Here is an 11,994-nt window from a genome sequence, read left to right as displayed (position 1 = left end):
CAGCTAGCTCAACTCAAAGGACATCAAGAACAGGTCTACAATGCCAGTTTTAGCCTAGATGGCAAGCAAATTGTCACTGCGAGTTTTGACAAGACAGCCCGTGTGTGGGACAGCACTACTGGTAAACAGCTAGCTCAACTCAAAGGACATCAAGAACAGGTCTACAATGCCAGTTTTAGCCTAGATGGCAAGCAAATTGTCACCGCAAGTGTTGACAAGACAGCCCGTGTGTGGGACAGCAGCACTGGTAAACAGCTAGCCGAACTCAAAGGGCATCAAAACGTGGTCAACAATGCCAGTTTTAGCCCAGATGGCAAGCAGATTGTGACTGCGAGTAGAGACAAGACAGCAAGGGTGTGGGCAGTTAAAAGCTTAAATCAAAATTTGCTAGTAGGTTGTAACTGGCTGAGTAATTACCTTGTCACTCATCCCAAGGAGTTAGAAAAGCTATCAGTATGCCAAGATAAATCTATTTTGATAGCAGCCGCACCATTTTTAGTTAAAGAAGGTGAGGAGGAAGCAAGAGAAGGTGATGCCCAAGAAGCACTTGCTACCTTCAATACAGCCTTAAAGTGGAGTCCTAACTTAAACTTTAATGCTAAGGAAAAAGCAGAAGAATTGGCTAAGGCTGCAAATTTATTCAAGCAAGGTCAAGAATTTGTAGAAGCAGGTAATATTGATGCTGCGGTTACCGTTTTTCAAAGTGCATTAAAACAAGACTCTTACTTAGAAACAAAAACAGTGGCAGTGCTAACTCAAAAGGGTAGTGAATTTGTAGAAAAGGGTAAATTTCCAGTAGCTATCTCTGCTTATACCAAAGCTCAACAACTCGCACCCAAACTAGAAATTAATGCAGATTCTTGGGACACACTTTGTCGCCAAGGTAGTCTACAAAAGTATGCCAAAGACGTAATGTTTGCCTGTGAAAAAGCTGTGGCATTCAATTCGGAATATGGGCGTTATCGTGATAGTCGTGGTCTTGCTAGGGCGCTAACAGGCAACATTCAAGGCGCAATTGAAGATTTTGAGGCATACATTGCTAAGACTGATGATACACAAGAGAAATCACAACGGCAAGGCTGGGTAAAAGCCTTGCGTGCTGGGAAAGATCCGTCGTTTATCCGTGAAGAAATTAAATGACTTGAAAAAAAGAGCTAGGGGAAAATAAAAATTGAGGTTAAACGATGAAACTAGTTTTGAATTCACTCATTCAATATCACGATCCGCGTTACCCCACCCCGGTTTTGTCTAAAGCCAAAACCTCCCCTCCCCTTGCCAAGGGGAGGGGTTGGGGGTGGGGTAAAAAGATTGTGGTTCAAATAGATGAAAAAGGTTGTAAATTCGGGAAATAAATTAGCGATCGCAAATATGCCAATAAATCAGGGTTATGCGAAGCTCTTGAAACGACTAATTATCAGAATACATATTATGGCTAATTTGTACAGTGTGTAAGTTATAAATTTCTCGAACCGCCTTCTCTACGAGAGGCTTCCGCCAACGCGCAGCGTCTCGTAGAGAAGGATTCGTAGAGCGTGCGTAAGTCCTAGAAATGAAAAAGTATGAGTTTGAAAATGGGTTTTTTGGTAAGTAGAGACAAGATTAATTTTGTCTCTACTTACCAAATTCAACTAACAGGTGACAACAGATAATCTGCTTTTTCTGTCTGTTGTGCTTGTTGCTGTTGCTTTAATATTTCTAGTTGTGTCTCTAGTTCTAGCTTCACTTCATGACGGAAGCTGAAGAAGTGTTCGCCAAAACTTAATGCCACGAGGTAATCATACAATAAATCTGGTTTCTGGAGAGCGATCGCTACTAATTGCCACCAAAAACGGAAACGAGTTGAGCGAAGAATACCCTGTCGCCAAACAATTACTGGAAATAATCGTAATTCATGCCATGTCAGAGGACGTTTGCCTTTAGGCCGCTTACCTTGCATCAAGTTAAAGTGGTGAAAGGTACGCTTGAGATAAAGCATCGGATCGTACAAATTCCAAAAAGTGTCAATATACTCCTTAATAATTTCTTCCAATGGGCGAGTGGGTACAAAATTCATCAACGCTTTTTGAGAACCCATAAAATCCATCGATCCTTCTTTGAGGCGTCCTTCTTGCTTGAGACGATTCCACATAGCTGTATTTGGTAATGCTTGAAGCAAACCGAGATGCGCTTGGGGAATACCCGTCTCTTCTACAAATGTTTGAATGCGTTGTCCTGCTGCTTTTTTTTCACCATCAAAACCAATAATAAAGCCAGACATAATTTGTAGTCCGGCTCGTGTAATTTTGTAGCAAGATTCTGACAGTGATTGGCGGGTATTTTGTTCTTTATTGGCTACGGCTAGACTATCGACATCTGGCGTTTCAATACCCATAAATACCATCCTAAAACCAGCTTGCACCATCAACTCAACCAACTCATCGTCTTCCGCGAGATTTAAGGACGCTTCTGTGAGTAACATAAATGGATAGCTGTGCTCTTGCATCCAAGGAATTAGCGATCGCAATAAAAGCTTAGCATTACGTTTATTGCCGATAAAATTGTCATCTACAATAAATACCAATCGCCGCCAGCCCATTTGATATAAGACTTCCATCTCAGCTAGCATTTGTTCTGGTGTTTTCGTGCGTGGCTTACGACCAAATAAGGTGATAATGTCGCAAAATTCACACTGAAATGGACAGCCACGCGAAAATTGCAGCGTAATTGCCAAGTAAGCATCTAAATCTAACAAATCAAAGCGGGGTATGGGTGTTTGAGTGACATCGGGTTTTTCTGTCGCCCGGAAAATTCCTTCTGTTTCTCCCTTTGCTAATGCTTCCAAAAATAAGGGGACAGTACATTCTCCCTCATCCAAAATTAAATAATTAGCTCCTGCTTCCAAAGCGAATTCTGGCACTGATGTCGCAAAAGGGCCACCAACTGCCACTTTTTTACCTAACGCCACCCCCTTTTGAATTAACTCCCACAAATCTTTTTTCTGGATAATCATTGCAGAGATGATTACTAACTCACACCAATCCCAGTCTTCATCTGTCTCTAGACGGACATTGCGATCAACTAATCTAATTTCCCAATCACTTGGTAGCATTGCCGCTATTGTAATTAAACCCAATGGTGGATTTGTAGAGCGTAATCCTGCCAAATCAAGGGTTTCCTGGTAAGACCAGAAAGAATTGGGCATTATGGGCCAGAGTAGTAAAGCTTTCATCAGCAGACTCCCCGGAGTAGAGAAATTAACTCACTATTCCCAGGTTACTGCTAGTTTCTCTAAAAAAACTGAAGTTTTGTCTAAATTATCTAAAAAAAAGGAACTCGACACTTTCGTTATCCAAGATGGAATTGACCCAAATCCAAATTTGCAATCTCCCAAAATTCAGAGTAAATCTGCTGTCATGACTAAATTGCTAATTCCCCGACGGCGAGTTGGCACGGAAAATGTCAAAATTAAATGAGTTTTGCGTAGGCGCGTTTGGGTTAATCGAGCCTTTCCTAGAGAAGAGAGGGGAATTGTCACCAGAGCGCCACTTAATTAGTGCAGATTTGAGATAACTAAGTTGAGAATTTATGGGCAAGCAACGTGTTCTTTCTGGAGTTCAACCAACCGGCAATTACCATCTAGGCAACTACTTGGGAGCCATTCGCAACTGGGTAGAAGGTCAGAGCGAATACGAAAATTACCTCTTTGTGGCTGATTTGCACGCAATTACAGTGCCACACGACCCAAAACAGCTAGCATCTGATACTTACACCCTTGTTGCTTTGTATCTAGCTTGTGGCCTTGATTTAAGTCACTCCACCATTTTTGTGCAATCCCACGTTTCGGCCCACAGTGAACTCACCTGGTTGCTCAACTGTATTACACCCCTAAACTGGCTGCAAGATATGATCCAGTTTAAGGAAAAGGCCGTCAAGCAGGGAGAAAATGTGAGTGCGGGCTTGTTGGATTACCCAGTACTGATGGCATCTGATATTTTGCTTTACCAAGCGGATAAAGTGCCAGTGGGTGAAGACCAAAAGCAACACTTGGAATTGACACGGGATATTGCAGCTCGCTTAAATCACCAATTTGGCAAACCAGAACAGCCAGTTCTGAAGTTACCAGACCCTTTGATTCCCAAGGAAGGGGCAAGGGTGATGAGTTTGGCAGACGGTACACGCAAAATGTCAAAGTCCGATCCTTCGGATTTAAGCCGCATCAATTTGCTAGATTCACCAGATCAAATTCAATACAAAATTAAGCGTTGTAAAACCGATCCAATTCGTGGTCTAACTTTTGACGATCCAGAGCGTCCAGAGTGTAATAATTTATTAACTCTGTATACATTGCTTGCTGGGAAAACAAAAGTAGATGTAGCAGTTGAGTGTCAAGATATGGGCTGGGGACAATTCAAGCCATTGTTAGCAGACACAATCATTGAGGCTCTCAAACCAATCCAAGAAAAATATCAGGCGGTAACAGCGGACAGAAGCTATTTAGAGTCTGTGTTGCGGGATGGAGCCGAAAAAGCTAGAGCGATCGCCAATCAAACTTTATCACAAGTAAAAGTTGCTTTGGGTTACTCTGTGCCTCTATGAGTTTTACCTTTTGGGTGTGATTTGTTATACCATTTAACAAGAAAGAATTCAAGCGTTAGTCGCCAGAATTCTTCAATTGAATTTGTACAGACGCGATTAATCGCGTCAATTGAATTTGTACAGACGCGATTAATCGCGTCTCTACTTCTGAATTCTGACTTGTTGTTTAATAAATCCAGATTTCTAATGATATGCATCATACCCATAGCCCCACTGCCTTCCGTAGAGCCGTGCAAGCAGGTGAATTTCTGGTTACCGCTGAGGTAGCACCTCCAAAAGGGGGAGATCCAGCCCACATGATTAAAATGGCGGCGACTCTTAAGGGGAGGGTTCATGCCGTCAATATTACAGATGGTAGCCGCGCCGTGCTGCGGATGTCTTCATTACTGGCATCAGTCATTTTATTACAAAACGGTGTAGAGCCGATTTGTCAAATTGCTTGTCGCGATCGCAACCGCATTGGTTTACAAGCTGATTTAATGGGCGCTCATGCCTTGGGCATACACAATATATTAGCCCTAACTGGCGACCCAGTAAAAGCAGGCGATCATCCAGATTGCAAAGCAGTGTTTGACTTGGAAGCTGTGCGACTGCTGCAAGTGATCCGTAAGATGAATCAAGGCGTTGATTGCAACGATAAACACCTAACTGATGGGGCGCTAGATTTATTTGCTGGTGCAGCAGTAGATCCGCAATGTAAGAGTTGGTCGGGATTGCAAAGTCGATTTGAACGTAAAATCGAAGCCGGAGCGCAATTTTTTCAAAGTCAGTTGATTACCGATTTTGAACGCCTAGAAAAATTTATGGACACAATTGCTGCTGGCTATAAAAAACCAATTTTGGCAGGAATTTTTCTGTTGAAATCGGCCAAGAATGCTCAGTTTATTAATAAGTGTGTTCCGGGTGTAAATATTCCCCAACATATTATTGATAGATTGGCAAAAGCCAAAGACCCTCTTGAAGAAGGAATGAAAATTGCTGCCGAACAAGTGCAGATAGCGCGGCAATTATGTCAAGGTGTTCATATGATGGCAGTGAAGCGAGAAGATTTAATTGCGCCAATTTTAGATTTAGCTGGGATTGCTCCAGTTAATCAGTTGGTATCAAGGTAAAAGAAGTAATGCATTTTTAATGAAAGCAGTTGGTAATTCCATCTGCTTTTTTTATCTGGAAATCAAAGGCGATCGCGATTTTTGATAAACTTTAAATACAGACTTTTACCTTAACAAAATCCCAGTGCAAACTGATAAAATATTTTATAGCTTATTTCAAAATTTTCCCAGTATATTTTTTGCCATAATTGGGAATGCAACTGTTAACGTCAATGCCTATGAATTTATTTCCATTGAAGTAAAAGAAACTGCCTTCCGCATTGATGGCGTATTTGTTCCTACAAGTGAAACCATAGAGCAACCACTGTACTTTGTTGAAGTTCAGTTTCAACTAGACTCGAATTTTTACAGACGCTTATTTGCAGAAATCTTTGTTTATTTGCGTCAAAACGAATCAGTAAATTATTGGCGTGCTGTAGTTATCTATCCCCAAAGAAGTTTAGATCCCAGCGATCGCCTGCCATATGAGTTGCTGCTAAACAGTTCACAAGTGCAACGTATTTATCTAGATGAATTAGGTACAGCAGAGAACTCATTGCAAGTAGCGATCGTCAAATTAATTATCGAAAAGGAAGAGACGGCTTTAAATAAAGGTAGAGAATTGATTTTGCAGGCAAGACAACAACTGGCGGACGAAGCAAACAAAAAGCAAATTGTAGAATTGATAGAAACCATCTTGTTGTACAAATTTACCCGGTTAAGCCGAGAGGAGTTGGCAGAAATGTTGGGCATAGATGAGGAATTCAAAAAAACAAGAATGTATCAGTCAATCAAAGAAGACGGCTTGGAAGAAGGTCGGGAACTAGGTCGCCAGGAAGGTCGCCAGGAAGGTCGCCTGGAAGGTCGCCAGGAAGCTAAATTAGAAGCTATTCCGAGGTTGTTGTCACTAGGGTTAAGTGTGGAACAAGTGGCAGCGGCTCTTGATTTAACAGTTGAGCAAGTACAGGAAGCGGCTGAAAATAGGTCTGTCTGATTGTAGGCACTGCTTAGACATATACTCTGGTTGTTTGCTTGAAATTTTTACTCTACAACAACCTTGTCGAAGACACTCCCATAACTAAAGTCGAGAGAAGTGTTACTACTCCTCTCGACTGTACTTTTTATCGTGACCCCAAATTGTGTATTTGTATTACTGCACTCAATTGTGTTTTAGACATCATCGAGTACTTCGTAGAGGCGATCGCCACTACATACTTCACCTATCAAAGATTAGCTTCTAGCGGCATAATCACTAACGATATAGACTACTAAGCCGCTTAGACAAATGCATTCTATTACTCTCAGAGTTGGGTTACATCTTACCGTGTTGCAGCACTTCTTGTAGATGGTGACGAATTTCTTTTGCTTGCTCAATATCAGATTGCCGCAGTTTTTGAAACAACTCTACACAAGGCTGAGAACCTACTTCTTGTGCATCTTTAATGTAAGTATCATAAGCCTTAACAGCTTCAGCCTTGTTGTGCAACACGGTGACAAAATCGTACTCCAAGTTGCTAATTGGTTCTTGAGACTGTCCGTTACCTGTATTACTAGCCATTACTTGACCCTCTTCTAGGATTTCTAATTAACTTATACTGGCGCTCAAAGAGTAATTCATCTTCCAAAAAGGGTATAGTTCAATACGTCGGAAGTACCTTGCAAAGGTCGGTTATATACCAAATGAGTAGTAGGCTCTTTTATGAATTTTTTGTTAAATATCTTAACTGTATTATAAAAATCATGAATTTTTGCCTATTTATCATTGATATTCAAAATGGATTTATAGCTCAAGATACAAGTTATGTCGTACAAAGGATTAAATCTTTATTAGAACAAAGTATATTTGATAATGTCGTATTCACCAAATTTATAAATACCGTCGATAGTCCTTATGTAAAATATTTAAATTGGCATCAACTTCTTTCTGAAACAGAGCAAAAAATTGTTGACGATATTAAACCATTCGCTAAGGTAATTTTTGAGAAAACCGTATATACAGCTTGCAATAAAGAAACTTTGAGATTTCTGAAAGAGAGAAATATTCAGAGAGTGTTTATTTGTGGAATTGATACTGAAGCTTGTGTATTGAAAACTGCTATTGATTTTTTTGAAAACAATATTATTACTTGTGTTTTAAGCTATTACTCAGCATCAAATGGAGGTGATAATTATCATCAAGCAGCAATTTTAGTTTTAAGTCAACTAATTGGAATCAGCAATATAATAACTGAACCCATAGATAGAGAAAGTTTAAATAAATACTTAGAAAAAGATTCAACTTTTAATAATCCGATTTCGTGCAGAGATTCTCAATATTAGCCTCAAGCAAAGTGGCAGGAGTATTAAAAAGTAAACGGCACTATTTTTACTTTTGCCTTTTATCTTTTGATTTCTTACTCCACCACTTCTTTTTTTTGATAGGAGTTTATGCAAGAGGTTGATGTTCGTCACATTTACGTGAATACTGAAATTCTAGATCCTTTTTTCGTTCCCTACCTCCTTTATAAACAATAGGGCACAACTTAGTGTTAGCACTCATACAATCCATATGTGGCGTTTTAGCGCAGACTACCAGTAAGCAACCCAGAATAAACAATAAACCGCAAATTGCAGCTGTCTGAAAGGAAGAAATCTCTAGTACTCCGTGAACTACTACTTCTCGTAGAACAGAGACAATTGTTACCTCAACTGCTACTCCCACAGAAATACTATGTTCTTGTAAGTAGACCATTAATAGTCGAAATAACTCGACTAAAATCAACACAAATAGTATTTTTGCAGTCACATGTTTATAGTCTAGTGGCTGCGTGAGGGCAATACCTATCCCCCACAATTGGATCAGCATCACCGCAAATAAACCTAAACACAAGACAATCACAATTAAGTCTTGGAAAGCCTCCATGTTGCGAACAATTGAGTGGCGATCTAGCCAGCGATCGCAAAATAAAAATCGACTCTTCAGGCGCTTTTGCATTACGTTTCATTCCTGTTAGGACAAGTTCAGACAACACCAGCGAGTCAACCCAATAATTTTATGTTACGCAATATTAAACTTTTTTACCTCAGGGAAGTTAATAATTTATGAGTTATCTGTTAACAGTTATCAGTCAATCCTAATAACTGTTCGCTATTCACTATTCATCGATTGAAATTTTGTGCTTGTTGCAACAATTGTTCGGTATTTTTTGCCCATTGAGAATTACCCTGAGCATTGTATAAATCTCTGGCAAATTGTAATACTTGTACTGCATCTCTATATTGTTGTAACTGCATAAAAACTAACCCAGCACCGTAATAAGCATTGGGATAGTTGGAGTTAGCTTCGGCTGATTTTCTAAAAGCCTCTAACGCTTCTTGTAATTTACGTTGGTTAAACAAAATTGAACCAATATTATAATAAGCTTCTGGATATTTGGGATTAATTTTTATTGCTTGATTAAAGGCATCTCTAGCTTGATCGAGTTTGCCTTGTTGAAGATAACACATCCCAATATGATAAGGCGGTTCTGGTGCATTTTTGCTATATTCTATGGCTTTTTTAAAAGATGCGATCGCCCGATTGCAGTCTCGCTGCTGTTCTCGCAGCAACCCCAAGTTATAGTGAGCAAATCCTAGTTTGGGATCGAGTTCTAACGCACGTAGCAAGTAATCGTTAGCTAACTCTAAATTATTGCCTTCTAACAACGTACCGCCTAAATTAGCGAAAGCTGGAGCAAATTTAGGATCGGCTTGCGTCGCTCGATAAAATGCGTCCGCAGAGGGTTGTAATTGTCCTGTTTGTCGTAATGCTAGCCCTAAGTTATAGTGGGCTGCTGCCAATGTCGGATCTAATTGACTTGCTTGTTTAAAAGCAGCGATCGCATCTTGTACTCTTCCTGCCTGAATTGCCTGTAAGCCCTGGTTTAAGGAGTCTACAGCAGCTTGACTATTAGATTGTGCCAGCTTTGAAGGAAGAGGAGCAGGGGAAGCAGGGAGAGAGGGGGGAAAGATGATACCCACTAATATCAAACTTACTAAAGGTACTATGCGATATTTATAGAGTGATAATCTCATGGATTTTCTCAATCGAGGCCATTTTCAGTTACGTTTATTTAACAAAAAGTTTGGTTACTGCTGAAGTTTTTTACAAAACTTGTTGATTGAGTATTAAACTTTGTGATGCTTAACTTTTCTTAAGCTAAATCTTACGACAGGCTACAATTTTTTTAACTTTGGATTAAAGGTAGGATAATAACAAATTAAAGAAGGGGTAATTTTGACTCCAGAGAACCATTTTTTATCCCTGATATACATAGCGTAATGCGGTTAGGAATGAATTACCGCAAGGGAGGTTTTATGAACGAAAAAGTAAAATCGGGTTCGCGGAATGTTGCAATTGTTGGTCCTTATTTAAGTGGAAAAACAACTTTACTAGAAAGTTTGTTATTTGTCACAGGGGCAATTTCTCGCAAAGGAAGTGTTAAAGACAGCAATACAGTGGGAGATAGTGCTGCCGAGTCCCGCGATCGCCACATGAGTGTAGAAGTCAGCGCTGCTAGCACTGAGTATAACGGTACTCGTTTCACTTTTGTTGACTGTCCCGGAAGCGTAGAATTTGCTCAAGAAACATACAATGCTTTAATAGGAGTTGATGCCGCAATTGTAGTTTGCGAACCGATACGCGATCGTGTCCTCACCCTCGCCCCTCTATTTAAATTCCTCGACGATTGGGAAATTCCCCACATAGTTTTCGTCAACAAAATGGATCGGGCAAACATTCATGTTTTAGAAACATTACACGCCCTCAAGGCAGTTTCCAGCCGTCCCCTAGTAGCCCATCAATATCCCATCATGCAAGGGGAACAACTCACCGGCTTTATCGACATGGTGAGCGAACAAGCATATCAATATCATCCCGGTGCACCTGCTGACCCCATCCCCTTCCCAGAAAATTTAAAAGAAGAAGAACATATAGCACGGGCAGAAATGCTCGAAGCCCTGGCAAATTTTGACGACCATTTACTCGAAGAACTTTTAGAAGACATCGAACCACCCCAAGAAGAAATCCTCAAAGATTTAAAAATGGAATTAGGGGCAGATTTAGTAGTCCCCGTTTTCTTTGGTGTGGCAGAACAAGATTATGGTGTAAGACCTCTAATAGAAGCTTTGTTACGGGAAGCCCCCGAACCAGAAACCACAGCAGAACGCCGCTTAAAAAATATTAAAGGCAATGCTCCCATAGCCCAGGTACTCAAAACTTACTACACTCCCCAAGGTGGCAAACTCTCCCTGGTGCGCGTTTGGCGGGGTAAATTAACTGATGGTCTTGCCCTCAATGGCGTTCGCACCGGTGGAATTTATCGCCTCATGGGACAACAACAGCAATCAGTTAATGAAGTTGCTGCTGGTGAAATTGTTGCCTTGAGCCGTTTAGAAGGAATCAAGACCGGGGATACAGTCTCCACAGAACAATCCTCAGCAGTGCAATTAGCCAAAGCTGAACAGTTGGAACCTGTGTTTGCCCTCGCGATTACACCAGAAAAACGCAACGATGAAGTTAAGCTCAGCGCTGCCATAACTAAGCTATTAGAAGAAGACAGTTCGCTTGCTTGGGAACAACACGGCGACACCCACGAAGTTATCCTTTGGGGTCAAGGCGAAATTCATCTGCAAGTTGCCTTAGATAGACTGCGCCGCAAATATAACTTGCCGATGACAACCCACTTACCGCAAGTGCCTTATAAAGAAACCATCCGCAAAACGGTAGCTTCAGTTCACGGACGGTACAAACACCAAAGTGGCGGTCACGGTCAATTTGGTGATGTTTTCCTGGATATCAAACCCCTACCACGCGGCGAAGGATTTAACTTTAATGAAACCATCGTCGGCGGCGTCGTTCCGAGACAGTACATCCCTGGGGTAGAAATGGGCGTGCGGGAATTTCTGGTACACGGCCCTCTGGGCTTCCCTGTGGTGGATGTCGCGGTAACTTTGACCAACGGTTCTTACCATACCGTTGATAGTTCCGAACAAGCCTTTAAACAAGCCGCCCGATTAGCAATGCAAACGGGAATACCCCAAGCACAACCCACCTTATTAGAACCGATTCTCCGGGTAGAAGTGACAACACCAAGCGAATTTACCTCCAAAGTGTTGCAACTATTGAGTGGTAGACGGGGACAAATTTTAGGCTATGAGGGTAAAAACGATTGGCAAGGCTGGGATAATGTAGTTGCATACTTGCCACAAGCAGAGATGCAAAACTTTATTGTAGAGTTGCGATCGCTCACCTTAGCGCAAATTTCTCACAAACAATAAAAAATCAATTCACATCGCTTGATGTAAGACA

Annotated in this window: 12 protein-coding genes; 8 read left to right on the top strand and 4 right to left on the bottom strand. The window is 41.0% G+C overall.

The features are described from left to right. Positions 1-1,140, top strand: a 1,140-nt coding sequence (locus ACM0OY_RS37450) for a WD40 repeat domain-containing protein (protein ID WP_414573781.1), incomplete at its 5' end; no start/stop codon positions are given. 484 nt (positions 1,141-1,624) lie between these two features. Here ACM0OY_RS37450 and ACM0OY_RS37445 read toward each other — a convergent pair. Beyond that, a complete protein-coding gene (locus ACM0OY_RS37445) occupies positions 1,625-3,208 on the bottom strand; it encodes a B12-binding domain-containing radical SAM protein (protein WP_414573780.1) in 1,584 nt (527 codons plus the stop codon). On the opposite strand from ACM0OY_RS37445, the gene ACM0OY_RS37440 reads away from it, so the two are divergent. The 5 genes from ACM0OY_RS37440 to ACM0OY_RS37420 all read left to right on the top strand — a co-directional run bounded on the left by ACM0OY_RS37440 (position 3,183) and on the right by ACM0OY_RS37420 (position 6,938). Next, a complete protein-coding gene (locus ACM0OY_RS37440; protein ID WP_414573779.1) occupies positions 3,183-3,452 on the top strand; it encodes a hypothetical protein in 270 nt (89 codons plus the stop codon). The genes ACM0OY_RS37445 and ACM0OY_RS37440 overlap by 26 nt on opposite strands. Before the next feature lie 112 nt (positions 3,453-3,564). Beyond that, complete coding sequence (gene trpS, locus ACM0OY_RS37435; protein WP_414573778.1) at positions 3,565-4,575, top strand: tryptophan--tRNA ligase; 1,011 nt, start codon at positions 3,565-3,567, stop codon at positions 4,573-4,575. Between the two features lie 191 nt (positions 4,576-4,766). Then, the gene (locus ACM0OY_RS37430) at positions 4,767-5,687 is read left to right on the top strand and encodes a methylenetetrahydrofolate reductase (RefSeq protein WP_414573777.1); all 921 of its coding nucleotides are present in this window, start codon (positions 4,767-4,769) and stop codon (positions 5,685-5,687) included. Between the two features lie 124 nt (positions 5,688-5,811). Next, positions 5,812-6,660, top strand: a complete 849-nt coding sequence (locus ACM0OY_RS37425) for an Rpn family recombination-promoting nuclease/putative transposase (protein WP_414573776.1) — start codon at positions 5,812-5,814, stop codon at positions 6,658-6,660. A 38-nt stretch (positions 6,661-6,698) separates the two neighbouring features. Next, positions 6,699-6,938, top strand: a complete 240-nt coding sequence (locus tag ACM0OY_RS37420; RefSeq protein WP_414573775.1) for a hypothetical protein — start codon at positions 6,699-6,701, stop codon at positions 6,936-6,938. Between the two features lie 40 nt (positions 6,939-6,978). On the opposite strand, the gene ACM0OY_RS37415 is transcribed toward ACM0OY_RS37420, so the two are convergent. Next, on the bottom strand, positions 6,979-7,224 hold the full coding sequence (locus tag ACM0OY_RS37415; RefSeq protein ID WP_414573774.1) for a hypothetical protein: 246 nt from the start codon (positions 7,222-7,224) through the stop codon (positions 6,979-6,981). 182 nt (positions 7,225-7,406) lie between these two features. Between ACM0OY_RS37415 and ACM0OY_RS37410 the strand changes: the two genes are divergently transcribed. Next, complete coding sequence (locus tag ACM0OY_RS37410) at positions 7,407-7,985, top strand: isochorismatase family cysteine hydrolase (protein WP_414573773.1); 579 nt, start codon at positions 7,407-7,409, stop codon at positions 7,983-7,985. A gap of 106 nt (positions 7,986-8,091) precedes the next feature. Here the strand turns inward: ACM0OY_RS37410 and ACM0OY_RS37405 are convergent, their stop codons facing one another. Further along, positions 8,092-8,640, bottom strand: coding sequence for a phosphate-starvation-inducible PsiE family protein (locus ACM0OY_RS37405; RefSeq protein ID WP_414573772.1), 549 nt, complete (start codon positions 8,638-8,640; stop codon positions 8,092-8,094). A 164-nt stretch (positions 8,641-8,804) separates the two neighbouring features. Next, positions 8,805-9,719, bottom strand: a complete 915-nt coding sequence (locus ACM0OY_RS37400; protein WP_414573771.1) for a tetratricopeptide repeat protein — start codon at positions 9,717-9,719, stop codon at positions 8,805-8,807. A 282-nt stretch (positions 9,720-10,001) separates the two neighbouring features. Between ACM0OY_RS37400 and ACM0OY_RS37395 the strand changes: the two genes are divergently transcribed. Then, entirely contained in the window at positions 10,002-11,963 is a 1,962-nt protein-coding gene (locus ACM0OY_RS37395; RefSeq protein WP_414573770.1) for an elongation factor G, read from the top strand. Positions 11,964-11,994: the final 31 nt, after the last annotated feature.

The sequence above is a fragment of the Nostoc sp. CCY 9925 genome (assembly GCF_963920935.1).
Taxonomy (GTDB): Bacteria; Cyanobacteriota; Cyanobacteriia; order Cyanobacteriales; family Nostocaceae; genus Nostoc.
The sequence above is the reverse complement of the archived record's forward strand: the minus strand, read 5'-3'. Positions and strand labels throughout refer to the sequence as shown.